The sequence below is a fragment of the Microbacterium sp. Kw_RZR3 genome, from assembly GCF_029222405.1.
Classification (GTDB): domain Bacteria; phylum Actinomycetota; class Actinomycetes; order Actinomycetales; family Microbacteriaceae; genus Microbacterium.
The window spans coordinates 1-15,741 of the sequence record NZ_JARHXC010000111.1 but is presented as its reverse complement, the minus strand read 5'-3'; the positions used below and the strand labels follow the sequence as shown (position 1 = coordinate 15,741).

The 15,741-nt window shown below is 69.1% G+C and carries 17 protein-coding genes; 10 read left to right on the top strand and 7 right to left on the bottom strand.

Going from position 1 to position 15,741, the window contains the following annotated elements:
• On the bottom strand, positions 1-252 hold a 252-nt coding region (locus P2P98_RS06060), incomplete at its 3' end, for a hypothetical protein (protein WP_275798153.1).
• A gap of 440 nt (positions 253-692) precedes the next feature.
• Between P2P98_RS06060 and smc the strand changes: the two genes are divergently transcribed.
• Genes smc through P2P98_RS06040 form a run of 4 tightly spaced genes read left to right on the top strand, consistent with a single transcriptional unit; the run spans position 693 to position 6,075 of the window.
• On the top strand, positions 693-4,214 hold the full coding sequence (gene smc / locus P2P98_RS06055) for a chromosome segregation protein SMC (RefSeq protein WP_275798151.1): 3,522 nt from the start codon (positions 693-695) through the stop codon (positions 4,212-4,214).
• A gap of 4 nt (positions 4,215-4,218) precedes the next feature.
• Positions 4,219-5,091: a signal recognition particle-docking protein FtsY gene (gene ftsY, locus P2P98_RS06050; protein WP_275798150.1), complete on the top strand. Its 873-nt coding sequence runs from the start codon at positions 4,219-4,221 to the stop codon at positions 5,089-5,091.
• 50 nt (positions 5,092-5,141) lie between these two features.
• A complete protein-coding gene (locus P2P98_RS06045; protein WP_058596508.1) occupies positions 5,142-5,642 on the top strand; it encodes a DUF2004 domain-containing protein in 501 nt (166 codons plus the stop codon).
• A 4-nt stretch (positions 5,643-5,646) separates the two neighbouring features.
• The gene (locus P2P98_RS06040; protein ID WP_275798148.1) at positions 5,647-6,075 is read left to right on the top strand and encodes an MSMEG_6728 family protein; all 429 of its coding nucleotides are present in this window, start codon (positions 5,647-5,649) and stop codon (positions 6,073-6,075) included.
• A gap of 7 nt (positions 6,076-6,082) precedes the next feature.
• On the opposite strand, the gene P2P98_RS06035 is transcribed toward P2P98_RS06040, so the two are convergent.
• The 4 genes from P2P98_RS06035 to lipB form a co-directional block, all read right to left on the bottom strand.
• Positions 6,083-6,382 (bottom strand): hypothetical protein, encoded by a 300-nt coding sequence (locus P2P98_RS06035; protein ID WP_275798146.1) that lies wholly within the window; start codon positions 6,380-6,382, stop codon positions 6,083-6,085.
• A complete protein-coding gene (locus P2P98_RS06030; protein ID WP_275798144.1) occupies positions 6,379-7,548 on the bottom strand; it encodes an inorganic phosphate transporter in 1,170 nt (389 codons plus the stop codon). Before P2P98_RS06030 ends, P2P98_RS06035 begins: the two co-directional genes overlap by 4 nt.
• Before the next feature lie 126 nt (positions 7,549-7,674).
• A complete protein-coding gene (lipA, locus tag P2P98_RS06025; protein WP_275798142.1) occupies positions 7,675-8,709 on the bottom strand; it encodes a lipoyl synthase in 1,035 nt (344 codons plus the stop codon).
• Complete coding sequence (lipB, locus tag P2P98_RS06020) at positions 8,706-9,344, bottom strand: lipoyl(octanoyl) transferase LipB (protein WP_275798140.1); 639 nt, start codon at positions 9,342-9,344, stop codon at positions 8,706-8,708. The genes lipA and lipB overlap by 4 nt, the downstream gene beginning before the upstream one ends.
• 66 nt (positions 9,345-9,410) lie before the next feature.
• On the opposite strand from lipB, the gene P2P98_RS06015 reads away from it, so the two are divergent.
• Together P2P98_RS06015 and ffh are read left to right on the top strand one after the other, a co-directional pair.
• The gene (locus tag P2P98_RS06015; RefSeq protein WP_275798138.1) at positions 9,411-9,959 is read left to right on the top strand and encodes a TetR/AcrR family transcriptional regulator; all 549 of its coding nucleotides are present in this window, start codon (positions 9,411-9,413) and stop codon (positions 9,957-9,959) included.
• Positions 9,960-10,011: 52 nt separating this feature from the next.
• Positions 10,012-11,556 (top strand): signal recognition particle protein, encoded by a 1,545-nt coding sequence (ffh, locus tag P2P98_RS06010; protein WP_275798136.1) that lies wholly within the window; start codon positions 10,012-10,014, stop codon positions 11,554-11,556.
• Positions 11,557-11,581: 25 nt separating this feature from the next.
• Here ffh and P2P98_RS06005 read toward each other — a convergent pair whose 3' ends face one another.
• Both P2P98_RS06005 and P2P98_RS06000 read right to left on the bottom strand, forming a co-directional pair.
• Entirely contained in the window at positions 11,582-12,301 is a 720-nt protein-coding gene (locus P2P98_RS06005) for an SGNH/GDSL hydrolase family protein (RefSeq protein WP_275798134.1), read from the bottom strand.
• A gap of 58 nt (positions 12,302-12,359) precedes the next feature.
• Positions 12,360-13,523: a glutamate--cysteine ligase gene (locus P2P98_RS06000; RefSeq protein ID WP_275798132.1), complete on the bottom strand. Its 1,164-nt coding sequence runs from the start codon at positions 13,521-13,523 to the stop codon at positions 12,360-12,362.
• A 193-nt stretch (positions 13,524-13,716) separates the two neighbouring features.
• Here P2P98_RS06000 and rpsP point away from each other — a divergent pair, with 193 nt between their 5' ends.
• Genes rpsP through trmD form a run of 4 tightly spaced genes read left to right on the top strand, consistent with a single transcriptional unit; the run spans position 13,717 to position 15,734 of the window.
• Positions 13,717-14,133, top strand: coding sequence for a 30S ribosomal protein S16 (gene rpsP, locus P2P98_RS05995; protein WP_275798131.1), 417 nt, complete (start codon positions 13,717-13,719; stop codon positions 14,131-14,133).
• Positions 14,134-14,138: 5 nt separating this feature from the next.
• Positions 14,139-14,369: an RNA-binding protein gene (locus P2P98_RS05990; RefSeq protein WP_275798129.1), complete on the top strand. Its 231-nt coding sequence runs from the start codon at positions 14,139-14,141 to the stop codon at positions 14,367-14,369.
• A complete protein-coding gene (rimM, locus tag P2P98_RS05985; protein WP_275798128.1) occupies positions 14,369-15,043 on the top strand; it encodes a ribosome maturation factor RimM in 675 nt (224 codons plus the stop codon). Before P2P98_RS05990 ends, rimM begins: the two co-directional genes overlap by 1 nt.
• 1 nt (position 15,044) lies before the next feature.
• A complete protein-coding gene (trmD, locus tag P2P98_RS05980) occupies positions 15,045-15,734 on the top strand; it encodes a tRNA (guanosine(37)-N1)-methyltransferase TrmD (RefSeq protein WP_275798126.1) in 690 nt (229 codons plus the stop codon).
• The last annotated feature ends 7 nt before the right edge of the window (positions 15,735-15,741 follow it).

Below are 15,741 nucleotides of genomic sequence, written 5' to 3'. Positions count from 1 at the left end.
CATCAGTGACGCCGTCCGGTACCAGTCGCGTTCACGCTGGCTCCGTTCGGCGTACTGCACCCGAGCGCGGTGCGCGCTCGTCGTGCGCAGCTCGATGACGTGCACGCGAGCCGCGTGGCGCGTCAACAGCCACAGGCCGAGGCGCAGGGTGAGACGGTCGATGAGACCGACAGGTCGGTCGACGATCGTGGGAAGAGAGACGGTGGGCGTGGCCGCGGTGTGCTGCGGCGCGCGCGTGGGCAGAGTGCTCATGCGGAGGCTCCGGTGAGAAGAGGTGAAGAAAGGAGACGGCGAGCGGTGCTCGCGAGGGATCGAACGATCCTTGACGCTCGGCATCCGACGGATGCGGCGCGAGAAGCGGAGACGGCAGGCGTCTCGACGCGACGGGTCAGCCCAGGAAGACGGGCATTCCGACGAAGGTGGTCACTCCGGCAAAGGATGCGGACAGCACGGGAGCGGCGGTGAAGCCGGTGGCGGTGAAGCCGGTGGTGTTGCGAATCATGGGAGGACCTCCTTTCGTCGTCGGTTGCGACCCCCGACGCTAGCGAAGGCTGTCAGCGAATGTCAAGCTCGCGCTCAGATTCCGTGGGATCCCGGGCGCGTCCTCGGGGAGCGAGCGGCTCGCCGCCCCGGAATTCCGCGGGTTCTCCGGTAGCGTGAGGCGTCGACGATCAGACGGGAGGCGCGGCGACATGCACTTGAAAAGCGTGACGCTCAAGGGCTTCAAGTCGTTCGCGCAGTCGACGACGTTCGCGCTCGAGCCCGGTGTCACCTGCATCGTCGGTCCGAACGGATCCGGCAAGTCCAATGTCGTCGACGCTCTCGCCTGGGTCATGGGGGAGCAGGGGGCGAAGACGCTCCGCGGCGGAAAGATGGAGGACGTCATCTTCGCCGGCACCTCGACACGGGGCCCGCTGGGGCGCGCCGAGGTGCAGCTGACGATCGACAACTCCGACGGCGCCCTCCCGATCGACTACAGCGAGGTGACGATCAGCCGGACGCTGTTCCGCACCGGCGCCAGCGAGTACGCGATCAACGGTCAGACGAGTCGCCTCCTCGACGTCCAGGAGCTGCTGAGCGACTCGGGTCTCGGCCGCGAGATGCACGTGATCATCGGTCAGGGGCGCCTCGACACGGTTCTGCAAGCCACTGCCGAGGATCGTCGGGGCTTCATCGAGGAGGCGGCGGGGATCCTCAAGCATCGCCGCCGCAAAGAGAAGACCGTCCGCAAGCTCGAGGCGATGGAGACGAACCTCACGCGTCTCAGCGATCTCGCCGGGGAGCTCCGCCGGCAGTTGAAGCCGCTCGGGAAACAGGCCGAGATCGCCCGAGAGGCGGCCACGATCGCCGCCGTCGTGCGAGACGCGAAGGCCCGCCTGTTCGCGGACGACCTGGTGCGCCTTCGCAGTCAGCTCGCGGATGCCGCGCGGGCCGAGACCGAACGGCACACCGAGCGTCTGGTCCTGCAGGAGCAGGCGGAGGGCTTGCGTCATCGCGTCGAACGACTCGAGGAGAAGCAGCGATCCGAGGCGGTCGATCAGGCGCGACGCGTGGCGTTCTCGCTCGAGCAGGTGCAGGAGCGTCTCCGTGGGTTGTACACGCTCGCGGGACAACGTCTCGCCCTGCTCTCCGACGACGACCGCGACGCGGGTGCGTTCTCGCCCACCGTGTCGCAGTCGACGATCGATGACGTCCGGAGCGAGATCGACGACATCTCCGCCGGCCTGGGGGACGCGCAAGATGCTGCCGCGGATGCCGCCCGAGCGGTGGCACGGGCCCGAGCTGATCTCGACGCCCTCGACGTCGACATCGCCGCACAGAGCGCGCTCGTCTCGGAGCACGACATGAAGCTCACGGCGCTGCGGGGGGCGGCAGCCTCCGCCGCATCGACGAGGGACGCTGTGCTCGCGGGCGTCGCGCGCCAACAGCGCGCTCTGGACGCGGCACTGGTCCGTCGCGCCGAGGCTGAGGAAGCCCTCGCCGCTCTCGATCCGACGGTCGCACCCGAAGCGGATTCGGCGGAGCACGCGGCGGCCTACGAGCGTGCTCAGCGCGACGCGAACGACGCGGAGGCGGCAGTGGCGCAGTTGCGCGAGCGCCTGCACGCCGCGGAACGCGAGCGTGACGCCCTGTCCGCGCAGACCACCGCGCTGGGGCGCGCGCTGGACGTGCGCAATGCCGCCGCCGACCTCGTCGCTTCGGGTCAGCCGGGGGTACGTGGCCTGGTGGGCGACGGCGTCAAGGTGACGTCGGGTTACGAGGCGGCCGTGGCGGCCGCCTTGGGCTCGCTCGCCGAGGGTGTGCTCGTCGACGATTCGGCCGCGGCGTTCGCAACGGCCCGCGTCGCCGCCGAGGACGACCTCGGCGTGGTCGAGATCGCTCTCGCCGACGCATCGGTCGACACCCCCGCGGTGAGCGTTCCGGCGGGGGGCGTTCGAGCGGTGGACGTGGTGACCGCACCGCCGGGGATCCTCGGCATCCTGGCCCGGGTCGTCGTCATCGACGACCTGGATGCCGCGCGGGCGGCCCTTGCGTCCCTCGACGACCGCACGACCCTCGTCACGCGTGCCGGCGAGGTCCTGACCGTTCACACGCTGCGAGCGGGCTCGGGCGCCGGACGTTCGCGGCTGGAACTCGCCGCGGAGCGCGATGCCGCTGCCGAACGACTCGCCGAGATCGTCGTCGTCGCGGATTCGCTGCGCGAAGCGCTGAGCGACGCTCAACGGGCGCTCTCCGACGCGCGACAGCGAACGAAAGACTCGCTCGCCACGCTCCGCGCGCACGACGCCGCGCTGGCGGCGCAGGCCGAGAAGGTGAATCGCGTCACCGTGCGGCACGAGGCGGCGGTCGCGGAGTGCGAGCGCCTGGAGGCGGGCCTCGCGCAGGCCTCCGCCGCGGTCGCGGAGGCCGAGGATGCGGCCGCCGCAGCCGAAGCCGCTCTGGCCCGAGCCCTCGAGGCCCCGCGACCGATCCTGGACGCATCCGCGCGAGACGGAATGGTCGCCGAGCTCGAGGCGGCGCGAGAGACGGAGATGCGCGCGCGCCTCGACATCGAGACGCTGAAGGAGCGGGTGCGTGCGGGTGAGGCGCGCATCGTCCAGCTCGAGAACCAGCGGGAGCGCGAGCGCGCGGCCGCCGAGGAGGCCGCGCGCCGCGCGGTGATCCGTCGCGCGCAGCGCGAGATCGCGGCCGAGGTCGCGGCTCAGCTCCCCGCGCTCGTCGACTCGGTCGACCGTTCCGTGAGCCACGCCCGTGTGGAACTCGCCGCGGCAGAGGCGACCCGCACCGCGGTCTCGGCGGATCTGGCCCGCGCGCGCGCCGAAGAGGCGGACGTGCGCGAGCGGCTCGCGCGTCTCACGGAGAGCGTTCACGGGCTCGAACTCCAGATGCACGAGAAGCGACTGCACGTCACGAGTCTGCTGGAGCGCGTCCAGTCCGAGCTCGCCCTCGACGAAGACATTCTCGTTTCGGAATATGGTCCCGACCAGCTGGTTCCGGGGGACTCTGATGGCGAGGGCGTTGCTTTCGACCGGGCCGGGCAGAAGCGCCGGCTGCAGGAGGCGGAGCGGAAGCTCGGCCAACTCGGCCGCGTCAATCCGCTCGCCCTCGAGGAGTTCGCCGCTCTCGAGCAACGCCACGCATTCCTCACCGAGCAGCTCGCCGATCTGCAGCAGACGCGCGCGGACCTTCAGACGATCATCGCCGAGCTCGACGAGCGGATGCAGACGATCTTCGTCGCCGCGTTCGAAGACACCCGCGCCGCGTTCACCGAGATCTTCCCCATCCTGTTCCCGGGCGGATCGGGGAGCATCTCGCTCACCGATCCGGAGCACCCGCTGACGACGGGGATCGAGGTCTCCGTCCGCCCGGTGGGGAAGAAGATCGAACGGCTCTCGCTCCTGTCGGGCGGGGAGCGCTCGCTCGCGGCCGTCGCCTTCCTGACGTCGATCTTCACGGCCCGGCCGAGCCCGTTCTACATCCTGGACGAGGTCGAGGCAGCCCTCGACGACGCCAACCTCGGACGGCTCCTCGGGGTCTTCGAGAAGCTGCGCTCGAGCAGTCAGTTGATCGTCATCACACATCAGAAGCGCACGATGGAGATCGCTGACGCGCTCTACGGCGTGTCGATGCGACAAGACGGGGTCTCGGCGGTCGTCGGTCAGCGCATCGGCGATCGGGCAGCGGCCGCACGCGAAGCCGCCCCCGTAAGCTGAAGCAATGGCTGAGAACTCCTGGTCGCTCGGGCGCGCGCTGCGCGGCCTGTTCGTCAAACCCACGATCGACGAGACGACGTGGGAAGACCTCGAGACGGCCCTCCTGACGGCCGACTTCGGACCCGACGTGACCGAGCGCCTCGTCGACGAGCTGCGCGAGAAGGTCGAGCGCTTCCGCACGACCGACCCGCGCGACCTGCAGCGCATGCTGAAGGAGACGCTGGAGGAGCATTTCGCGAAGTTCGACACGACCCTGCGGCTCACCGAGCGTCCGGCCGTCGTCCTCGTCGTCGGCGTGAACGGTGTGGGCAAGACGACGACCATCGGTAAGTTCGCGAAGTTCCTGCAGCGGTACGGTCGCAGCGTCGTCGTCGGAGCGGCCGACACCTTCCGTGCCGCGGCGGTCGACCAGCTCGCGACGTGGGCGGAGCGCGGGGGAGCTGCGATCGTGCGTCCGCAGCACGAGGGTCAGGATCCGGCATCCGTCGCTTTCCAGACGGTCGCGCACGCGAAAGAGACGGGGACGGAGATCGTCCTCGTCGACACCGCCGGCCGTCTGCACACCAAGGGCGGGCTCATGGACGAGCTCGGCAAGATCAAGCGGGTGATCGAGAAGCAGGCGCCGATCGCCGAGGTGCTCCTCGTGCTCGATGCCACCACCGGCCAGAACGGGCTCATGCAGGCCCAGGCGTTCCTCGACAGCGCCGGGGTCACCGGTCTCGTGCTGACCAAGCTCGACGGCTCGGCGAAGGGCGGGTTCGTGCTGGCCGTGCAGGAACGCACGGGCATTCCGGTCAAGCTGCTCGGCCAGGGTGAGGGCATCAACGACCTCACCGGTTTCACGCCGCACGTTTTCGCCGCATCGCTCGTCGACTGACCCGGGCGGGTCGCCTTCCCGAAGCGCGTGCCGCCTGGTTTCATGGGGGTATGGCGATCGAGCACGATTTCTTCGGACTCCTCGAGTCCGGGCCCGACGGGTCGATCTTCTGGTCGGAGAACGTCGAGTTCGGCGATCAGAGTGTGACCGTCGATCTCACGGCCCCCGACCAGGATGACGTGTCCGTCGAGGCCCTCGATGTCGCGGCCGCCATGATCTCGGCGCTCGAAGCCATCGACCTGGCTGCGCGCAACGCCATGGTGGGTGAGCTGGACTCCCGCACCAGCGAGGTCACCGAGTACATCCTCCAGCAGCAGGCGACGCTCGGCGAGGAGATCGACGATCTGCTCATCGACCCGTCCGGCGATACGCACATCGATGTGATCAAGTCGATGCAGTTGATGAGCGTGACGATCCTCGCGGATGAGCACGGTGGGACCGATCCGTTCGCGGTTCTCGAGTACGCCCTCGATCCGGATGCCACGGACGACGTGCTGCTGGTGAACCTCGCGTCCGACGGCTCGGTGCAGTCGGTTACGAGCGCTGACTGACCTCGTGCAGACGTTCCTCCCGTATGCATCTTTCGTCGAGTCGGCCCTCGTCCTCGACACGAAGCGTCTGGGTAAGCAGCGCGTCGAAACCTTCCAGCTGCTGCGGGCTCTGACCGTCCCCGGCCACGGGTTCCGCAACCACCCGGCCGCCAGAATGTGGGCTGAACACCTGCCGGCACTGGTGTCCTATGGCCTCGTCATGACCGACGAATGGATCGGACGAGGGCATTCGGACACCGTGCGCGAGAAGATCCTCGCCTTCGCTCCGGAGGTCGACGGCGCGCGACAAGCTGACCTCGACCTCCCGCCGTGGCTCGCCGACGAGTCGTTCCACCTCGCGCACCGCTCGAACCTGGTGCGCAAGGACGCGGCGTTCTACGTGCCCCGCTTCGGCGACGTCCCCGACGACCTGCCCTACATCTGGCCGGTCTGATCGACGCTCAAGATCCGTGGAACGCGGGGATCACGAGGTAGACCCCGTAGATCACCGCCGCCGCGACTCCGGCGAAGCAGGCGAGGCCCGCGACGGTGGCGGGCAGGGGACGCCGGCGCTCACGCGGGAACGCGACAGCGGTCGGGCCCTCCGGATCCTCTCCGGCCGCCACCCTCAGGTCGGGCGCACCCACCGCCAGCAACCGGATGCCGAGGGCGAAAAGCCCGACGATCAGGAGTGTGACACCTAGTCCGACGAGGAAGACGAGGAGGATGGCTCCTCCCTCGTCGCTGAGCCATTCGTTCATGCTCGTTCTCCTTCGGGCTGACGCCGGCCGAGCGCGTCGGCGCTCACGGACTCATCGTTGACGTTGTTCGCGGACACGGGACGTCGACGCGCGAGCACGAACAGGCCCGCGCACGCCGCGAGGCCGAGGATCAGCACGATCATCAGTCCGGCAAGGCCCGTGGATGCCGCCCACGCGGCGCCCCCGCCCACGATGGCGGCGGCGGGCAGCGTCACCACCCAGGCGAAAGCGATGCGCGTCACGACGTTCCAGTGCACGGAGGCGAGGCGCTTGCCGAGGCCCGAGCCGATCACGGCTCCCGAGGTCACCTGCGTGGTCGACAGCGGGAAGCCGAGGGTCGAGGAGATGAGGATCGTCGAGGCCGCGCTCGTTTCCGCCGCGAAGCCCTGGGGTGGCTTCACGTCGGTGATCCGCTTCCCGACCGTCCGCATGATGCGCCATCCGCCGAGGTAGGTGCCGAGCGCGATGGCGCCGCCCGCGCTGAGGATCACCCACAGCTGCGGACCGGTGCCGGCCTCCTGCGCTCCGGCGACGATCAGGGTGAGCGTGATCACGCCCATCGTCTTCTGGGCATCGTTCGTGCCGTGGGCGAGTGAGACGAGGGAGGCGGAGATGGTCTGGCCGTGGCGGAATGCGGTCGTGGATCCGGCCACTGTCGCCATTCTCGTGATGCGGTAGACGAGGTAGGTCGCAGCGAGCGCCACCGTGCCGGCGATGAACGGTGACAGCAGGGCGGGCAGCACGATCTTGGACAGCACTCCGCCCCACTCCACCGCTTGGAAGCCGGCGCCGATCACGGCGGCGCCGATGAGGCCCCCGAAGAGCGCGTGCGTCGAGCTGGACGGGAGGCCGAGCCACCAGGTGAGCAGGTTCCAGACAACGGAGCCCATGAGGCCGGCGAAGATCATCGGAACCGTGATCTGCGGGAGACCCCGGTCGTCCTGGGCGAGGATGCCCTCCGACACCGTCTTCGCGACAGCCGTCGACAGGAACGCGCCGACGAGGTTCAGGACAGCGGAGATGAGGACGGCGACTCTGGGCTTCAAAGCGCCTGTGGCGACCGAGGTGGCCATGGCGTTGGCGGTGTCATGGAAGCCGTTGGTGAAGTCGAAGAAGATCGCCAGGGCGATGACGAGAAGGACGGGCAGGACGACGGCGAGATCCACCGCAGCTCCGTTCGCAAGGGTGATGTCGAGGTGGGTCGGTCGACCCGGCGACACGGTAGACCCCGCGGGTGACCACGGGGTTCCCTTCCCTCACGGCGCGAGAAGGCGTAGCCTCCGCACCGCACGTCACACTGCTTGAGCGAAGTCCACGCCGTCTGCCGCGATGTCCTTCGCGAGGTGAGCGAGGTGCGGCGGAATCTCTCGCCCCTTCGACACCATCGACTGCGCCCACAGTCGCCCGGCGCGGTACGAGGAGCGAACGAGCGGTCCGGCCAGGACCCCGAGGAAGCCGATGCGCTCCGCCTCCTCCTTGAAGGCGACGAACTCGGCGGGCTTGACCCACCGCTGCACGGGGAGGTGGCGCGGGGTCGGGCGCAGGTACTGGGTGATGGTGATGATGTCGGTCCCGGCCTCGTGCAGGTCGTTCAGCGCCTGCACGACCTCTTCGGGCTCCTCGCCCATCCCGAGGATCAGGTTCGACTTCGTGATGAGCCCGGCGTCGCGCGCCGCGGTCAGCACGCCCAGGGAGCGCTCGTAGCGGAAAGCGGGACGGATGCGCTTGAAGATGCGCGGCACCGTCTCGACGTTGTGTGCGAAGACCTCGGGCCGTGAGGAGAAGACCTCCTCGAGGAGTGCGGGGTTCCCCGAGAAGTCCGTCGCGAGGATCTCGACGCCGGTGCCGGGGTTCTCGGCGTGGATGCGCCGCACCGTCTCGGCGTGGAGCCACGCGCCCTCATCCGGTAGGTCGTCGCGGGCGACGCCCGTGACCGTGGCGTACCGCAGTTGCATCCGGGTCACGCTCTCGGCCACGCGACGCGGCTCGTCGGTGTCGTAATCCGCGGGTTTGCCGGTGTCGATCTGGCAGAAGTCGCACCGACGGGTGCACTGCGAGCCCCCGATGAGGAAGGTGGCCTCGCGGTCCTCCCAGCACTCGAAGATGTTGGGGCATCCGGCCTCCTGGCAGACGGTGTGAAGCTCCTCGGTCTTCACGAGGTTCTGCAGCGCCGTGTATTCGGGCCCCATCTTGGCCTTGGTCTTGATCCACTCGGGCTTGCGCTCGATCGGCGTCTCGGCGTTGCGCACTTCGAGGCGCAGCAGCTTCCGTCCGTTCGGAGCGGTGGATGCCGGGACTCCGGCCGATCCGGTGCCACAGGTGCTCATGCCGCCACCCCCGCGTACTCGGAGTGGAAGACGTCGACGATGCGGGGCACGAGGTCGCCGGGGGAGACGTCTGCTCCGATCACCTCGCTCACGGTCGTCACGCCGGCATCCGAGATCCCGCACGGGACGATCCGCCGGAAGGCGGCCAACGAGTTGTCGCAGTTGACGGCGAAGCCGTGCATGGTCACTCCTCTTTCGACGCGGACTCCGATCGCCGCGACCTTGTCGAGGCCGAGCGGGCGCTGCACCCAGACGCCGCTGCGGCCCTCCACGCGGATGCCGTCGACGCCGATCGGGGCGAGAGCGGCGATGATCAGCGACTCGAGGCGGCGCACGTGCGCGACGACGTCCACCGGCTCGGGCAGACGCACGATCGGGTAGCCGACGAGTTGGCCCGGACCGTGCCAGGTGATCTTTCCCCCGCGGTCGACGTCGATGACCGGCGTCCCGTCGTCGGGCCGTTCGTGATCCTCGGTGCGCTTGCCCGCGGTGTACACGGCTTCGTGTTCGAGGAGGAGCAGCGTGTCGGGGCGACGCCCGGCGACCACCTCCGCGTGGATGCGCCTCTGATGCGACCAGCCGTCGAGGTAGGGCACGTAGTCCGGGGCGAACCCCACGTGGTGGATGTCGAGCATCTCGGCTCCCGCCGTTGTTGGATTGCGTCTAATAATACACGCGGCCCCGTCTTCTAGGCTGGCGGCATGACCTCGCCGAGCCGCAGTGGACGCCCTCGCGCCTCGTCACGCGAGGTCCTCGCCGAGGCGGCGTGCGAGCTGTTCCTCGAGCGCGGATACGAGGCGACATCGGTATCCGACATCACGCGCCGCGCCGGCGTGAGCCGTTCCAGCTTCTTCAACTACTTCTCGGCCAAGAGCGACGTGCTGTGGTCGGGGTTCGACGAGCAGTCGGCGCGTGGCGTCGCCCTCTTGCGCGACGGCGTCGGCACGAGCGAGGCGCTCACGTCGATCGGCGAGGGATTGACCCCCGATGCCCTCGCCCTCGCGATCACGAACGCGGATGCCATGGGGATCGCCGCCGAACTCGACCGCGACCGCGCGGTGCGCCAGTTCCAGCTGCAGCGCGAGATAGCGGCGCGCCTGGTCCGCGACGGCGCGGCGCCGCTCGTCGCTCAGGTGAAGGCGGGAGCGCTGTCGGCGGCGGTCCTGGCTTCTGTCTGGGCCTGGGCCGACCGCACCGCGGCGGGTCGGTCGCTTCCCGACACGCTCGCCGAAGCCCTCGCCGAGGCCTGACCGCCTCGCCGGAGCGGCACGGTTCCCGCGCCCCGCGTAAACTCGACTCATCATGGCGACTTTCGGCACCCTCTCCGACCGGCTCACAGAGACCTTCCGCAATCTCCGGAAGAAGGGCCAGCTCACGCCCGCAGACGTCGACGGGACGGTGCGCGAGATCCGCCGTGCCCTCCTCGACGCCGACGTCGCGCTGCCCGTGGTCAAGGAGTTCACCGCGGCCGTCCGCGAGCGCGCCCTCGGCGACGAGGTCAACCGTGCGCTGAACCCCGCGCAGCAGGTCGTGCAAATCGTCAACGACGAGCTCATCGGCATCCTGGGCCGCCAGCAGCGCCGTCTGCAGTTCGCGAAGAACCCGCCCACGGTCATCATGCTCGCGGGGCTCCAGGGTTCGGGTAAGACGACCTTCGCCGGGAAGCTCGCGAAGATGCTCGAGAAGGACGGCCACACGCCGCTCCTCGTCGCCTGCGACCTCCAGCGACCGAACGCCGTGAACCAGCTGCAGGTCGTCGCGGAGCGCGCGGGGGCCGCGATCTACGCTCCGGAGCCCGGCAACGGCGTCGGCGACCCGGTGAAAGTCGCTCGCGACGGTGTCGCCTATGCCACGCGCCAGCAGCACGACATCGTCATCATCGACACCGCGGGTCGCCTCGGCGTCGACGCCGAGCTGATGAAGCAGGCGTCCGACATCCGCAAGGCGACCGAGCCCGATGAGGTGCTCTTCGTCATCGACGCGATGATCGGTCAGGATGCCGTGAACACGGCCAAGGCCTTCCAGGACGGCGTCGATTTCACCGGCGTCGTGCTCTCCAAGCTCGATGGCGATGCCCGCGGTGGTGCCGCGCTGTCGGTCGCGTCCGTTACCGGTCGCCCCATCATCTTCGCCTCGACGGGTGAAGGACTCGACGATGTCGAGCCGTTCCACCCCGACCGCATGGCATCCCGCATCCTCGACCTCGGTGACATCCTCACCCTGATCGAGCAGGCGCAGAACGCGTTCGACGAGGCCGAGGCGATGAAGGTCGCCGAGAAGCTCGCGACCGAGACGTTCACGCTCGAGGACTTCCTCGAGCAGATGCAGCAGATGAAGAAGATGGGCTCCATGAAGAAGATGCTCGGGATGCTCCCGGGCATGGGAAACATGAAGCAGCAGCTCGAGGACTTCGACGAGCGCGAGATCGACCGCACCGAGGCCATCATCCGCTCGATGACCCCGGGCGAGCGTCGCAACCCGAAGGTCCTCAACGGCTCGCGCCGTCTGCGCATCGCGCGCGGTTCCGGCATGACCGTCACCGACGTCAACCAGCTCGTCCAGCGCTTCGAGCAGGCCGCCAAGATGATGAAGACGGTCGCCCGCGGTGGAGTGCCCAACATCCCCGGCATGGGCCCCGTCGGCGGCAAGCCCGGCGCCTCGTCGAAGCGCGGCAAGCAGCAGAAGGCGAAGGGGTCGCGCTCGGGCAACCCGGCCAAGCGCGCGGCCGAGAACGCCGGGATCGCGGCATCCACGGCTCCGACCGGCTCGGGCTTCGGGCTGGGCGGTCAGAAGGCGCCGACGGAGGCGGACCTCGCCGAACTGCAGAAGATGCTCGGCCGCGGCTGACGTCGACGGAGCGTCTCGGTCGGCCTCAGGGCAGGACGTCCGCGTCCTGCAGGGCCGACACGATCGTCTGCTCGATCGCCTTCTGGCCGCGAGCCGTCGGGTGCACGTCGTCGTCCTGCAGCCACTCGGGGTGTCCGAGCAGGGGCTGGCCGATGTCGATGTACGTTCCGCCGACCGCGTCGATCGCATCGTGGAGCGCGTCGGACGTGACCGCGTTGTCGTCCGGGATGTCGGACTCGTCGTTCCAGATCGTGCTCAAACCGACGATGCGTGCGGTGGGCACGGCTTGGTGGAGCTCGTCCACCGTGGCGGTCGTGTCCGCGCGGATCTCGTCGGGGTCCTGCCAGAAGTCGTTACTCGACGACTCCACGATGAGCAGATCCGGCTGCAGGGCAGCGACGGCGGGCGCGAAGCCCGCATAGGCGGTTCCGCACTCACCCTCGACGACGAATCCCATCCCTCCGCAGGCGAGGTTCGTCAGCGCGAGGTGGGCTCGGGATGCCATGAGATCGGGCCATGCCTCACCGATGGCCAATCCCGCACCCGACATGAGCGAGTCGCCCACCGTGACCACGCGCAGGCGCGGGGGAGTGGTGGTGGCCGGAGCGGCAGCAGGAGACTCGACGCCGAAGGTCAGTTCGGGCTGCGGCGCGGCCGGTTCGGGCGCGCACGCGGTCAAGGTCGCGACCAGACCCGCGAGGAGCACGGCCACGGAGCGAGCCGAGCGGGAACGAACGGGGGTCATGGCGCGATCCTAGAGGCGCGGCCATGAGAATCCGCCGAGCGCCCGATCGCCGGATCGGTCACGCGCGGAGCGCCGCCAGGTGCTCTCGCAGCGTCGGGCCCGCGCGGAACTCCCGGATGAGATGCTGCACGACCTCGCGCAGATCGCCGTCGGCGGCTTCGGCCACGGCGAGCTGCCGCGCGGAACTGCCGCCGGTCGAGAGAATGGTCTCAAGGCCCGCGAATTCCCGCGCGCACTTCAGCTCGACGGCGATGTCGGCGAGCTCCTCCATCGTCTCCCGCAAGTGCTCCACCACCGGTCGTTGCGTGCCGTCCCGGTCGACGATGACCCGCGCGTCGAGCCCGTATCGCGCGGAACGCCACTTGTTCTCGCGGGCGAACCACGGGGGGATCCCCGGGAGCTCCTTGCCCTCGTCGATGAGTCGGGAGAAGTGTTCCACGAGTGTCTGGGCGAGAGCGGCGACCGCGGCCAGCTCGGGAAGAGTGGACATCCCGTCGCACGCGCGGATCTCAACGGTGCCCCAGCGCGGGGCCGGACGGATGTCCCACCGCACCTCGGTGGCATCCGCCATCACGCCCGTGCGGACCATGTCGTCGAGATAGGCCTCGAACTGGTCCCACGTCTCCAGCTGCCAGGGGAGCCCCGCCGTCGGCAGTTGCTGGAAGACGAGGGAGCGGTTGGAGACGTATCCGGTCCGCTCGCCGGCCCAGAAGGGACTGGATGCCGAGAGCGCCTGCAGGTGAGGAAGGTAGACGGTCAGGGCGTTGACGATCGGTAGCACCTTGTCCACGCTGTCGACGCCGACGTGGACGTGCACGCCCCAGATCATCATGTTCCGGCCCCACCACTGGGTCCGCTCGATGAGGGTGTGATACCTCGTCTTGTCGGTGACCTGCTGGTCGTACCACTGAGCGAACGGGTGACTGCCCGCGCAGAGCAGCTCGATGCCACGCGGCTCGGTCTCTTCGCGCAGCGCGCCGATGGCGTCGCCGATGTCGTCGACGGCCGCGGCGACCGTGTCCCCGACGCCACTCGTCACCTCGACGGTGTTGGTGAGCAGTTCGCCCGTCACCGTGAAGCGTTCCAGAGCCGTGCGCTCCTCGACGAGATCCAGGATCTCGGGGGCTCGGGGAACGAGATCGCCCGTGTCGCGGTCGGCGAGCATCAGCTCCCACTCCAGCCCCACGGACGAGCGCGTCGAGGAAGCGAACTGCAGCGTCATTCGGTCAGTCTGACACGGGACACGCGCGACGTTCTGTTTCGCGCCTCGCCGTGTCATCTGGCAGAATAGAGGGTCGGACCAGGCACTCGACCCTCTATCCAGTGTCGGCCCGCCTTTTTGAGCTTCCGCCGGGTGTGCACCCCACGCTCCAGGCGATCGGTTCGTTCGCTTTTCACCATCCAGGAGAAAATTCGTGGCTGTCAAGATCCGTCTCAAGCGTCTCGGTAAGATCCGTGCGCCCTACTACCGCATCGTCGTCGCCGACTCGCGCACCAAGCGCGACGGCCGCGTGATCGAGGAGATCGGTAAGTACCACCCCACCGAGGAGCCCTCGTTCATCGAGGTCGACTCGGACCGCGCGCAGTACTGGCTCTCGGTCGGCGCCCAGCCCACCGAGCAGGTCGCTGCGATCCTCAAGCTCACGGGCGACTGGGGCAAGTTCAAGGGCGACAAGGACGCCGTGTCCACCGTCAAGGTGCGCGAGCCCAAGGCCGCTTTCGAGGCTGAGGCCGGCAAGAAGTCGGTCGTCAAGCCCAAGGCCGAGAAGAAGGCCGAGGCTCCCGCAGCCGACGCTCCGGCCGACGACGCCGCCGAGACCTCGGCCGAGTAAGTCCCGTGCTGTCTGCCGCGCTCGAACACGTCGTCAAGGGGATCGTCGATCACCCCGACGACGTGACCATCCGTTCCAGCACCTCGCCCCGCGGTGACGTGCTGGAGGTTCGCGTGCACCCCGATGATCGGGGTCGCGTGATCGGGCGCGGCGGACGCACCGCCAAGGCTCTGCGCACCGTCGTGTCCGCCCTCGCCGACGGGCGCCGCGTGCGCGTCGACGTGGCCGACGACTGATGGCGGCCGGCGAACCCGCGGGCGGTCAGCCCGCCAAGACTCAGCTCCGCGTGGGGCGGCTCGTGAAGGCCCACGGCCTCAAGGGTGCCTTCAAGCTCGAGCTCTACACCGACGACCCCGAGGGGCGCTTCGTCCCGGGGAACACCTTCACTCTGCAGGTGCCGGAGTCGTCGCCGTGGCACGGTCGCCCGCTCACGGTCCGCGAGTTCCGGTGGATGAACTCGCACCCGGTCGCCTTCTTCGAGGGCGTCGACGACCGCACGGCCGCCGAAGAGCTCGTCAAGGCGATCCTGTGGATCGACCAGGACACCGCCGACGCTCCCGCCGAAGATGACGCGTGGTACGACCACCAGCTCGTCGGGCTGGATGTCGTGCGTGATGGCGAGACCGTCGGACGTGTCGTCCGGGTCGACCACTTTCCCGCGCAGGACCTGCTGATCGTGCGCCCCTCCGGCGAGGATCGCGAGGTTCTCGTCCCGTTCGTGAGCGCCATCGTGCCCGAGGTCGACATCGCGGGGGGTCGCGTGGTCGTCACGCCCCCGGCCGGTCTCTTCGAGGACCTTCCGAGCGACGAGGGCGACGAGCACGAGCCGACCGATGCCGAAGGCCCCGAGTCCGAGGACGCCCCGAGCGAGGACGCCGCGAGCGCCGACGAACCCCGCCGCGAGGACTGACGTGCGTATCGACGTCGTCTCGATCTTCCCGACGATCTTCGACGCCCTCGAGGTGTCGCTGCTCGGGAAAGCCCGGACGACGGGCCTTCTCGACGTCCGCGTGCACGACCTGCGCGACTACACGCACGACCGCCATCGCACGGTCGACGACACCCCCTACGGCGGGGGTGCGGGCATGGTCATGAAGCCCGAGCCATGGGGCGAAGCCCTCGACGACGTCACACGTGACGCCGAGTCCCGCCCCGTCATCATCTTCCCGTCGCCCGCCGGTGAGCGGTTCACCCAGGCGACCGCGCGCGAGCTTTCCACGGCGTCGCACCTCGTTTTCGGTTGCGGTCGCTACGAGGGGATCGACGAGCGCGTCTTCGACTACGCCGCGGAGCTCGGCGACGTGCGGCTCCTCTCGCTGGGCGACTACGTGCTGAACGGCGGCGAGGTCGCCGTCATGGCGATGGTCGAGGCCATCGGCCGTCTCATCCCCGGCGTCGTCGGCAATCCCGAGAGCCTCGTCGAGGAGTCGCACGAAGACGGTCTCCTGGAGTACCCCTCGTTCACCAAGCCGGCCGTGTGGCGCGAGCGCGAGGTGCCACCGGTTCTTCTCAGTGGAAACCATGGCGCGGTGGCGACCTGGCGGCGCGAGCAGCAGCTGGAACGCACGCGGGAACGTCGACCCGACCTGCTCGCCGACTGAGATCTCG

Excerpts from the sequence above, each read along its gene's own strand:
- lipA (WP_275798142.1), bottom strand. The coding sequence starts at position 8,709 with ATGAGCACCTGTGGCACCGGATCGGCCGGAGTCCCGGCATCCACCGCT.
- smc (WP_275798151.1), top strand. The coding sequence starts at position 693 with ATGCACTTGAAAAGCGTGACGCTCAAGGGCTTCAAGTCGTTCGCGCAG.
- P2P98_RS06005 (WP_275798134.1), bottom strand. The coding sequence starts at position 12,301 with ATGACCCCCGTTCGTTCCCGCTCGGCTCGCTCCGTGGCCGTGCTCCTC.
- P2P98_RS06015 (WP_275798138.1), top strand. The coding sequence starts at position 9,411 with ATGACCTCGCCGAGCCGCAGTGGACGCCCTCGCGCCTCGTCACGCGAG.
- P2P98_RS06045 (WP_058596508.1), top strand. The coding sequence starts at position 5,142 with ATGGCGATCGAGCACGATTTCTTCGGACTCCTCGAGTCCGGGCCCGAC.
- lipB (WP_275798140.1), bottom strand. The coding sequence starts at position 9,344 with ATGCTCGACATCCACCACGTGGGGTTCGCCCCGGACTACGTGCCCTAC.
- rimM (WP_275798128.1), top strand. The coding sequence starts at position 14,369 with ATGGCGGCCGGCGAACCCGCGGGCGGTCAGCCCGCCAAGACTCAGCTC.
- P2P98_RS06000 (WP_275798132.1), bottom strand. The coding sequence starts at position 13,523 with ATGACGCTGCAGTTCGCTTCCTCGACGCGCTCGTCCGTGGGGCTGGAG.
- ftsY (WP_275798150.1), top strand. The coding sequence starts at position 4,219 with ATGGCTGAGAACTCCTGGTCGCTCGGGCGCGCGCTGCGCGGCCTGTTC.
- P2P98_RS06035 (WP_275798146.1), bottom strand. The coding sequence starts at position 6,382 with ATGAACGAATGGCTCAGCGACGAGGGAGGAGCCATCCTCCTCGTCTTC.
- ffh (WP_275798136.1), top strand. The coding sequence starts at position 10,012 with ATGGCGACTTTCGGCACCCTCTCCGACCGGCTCACAGAGACCTTCCGC.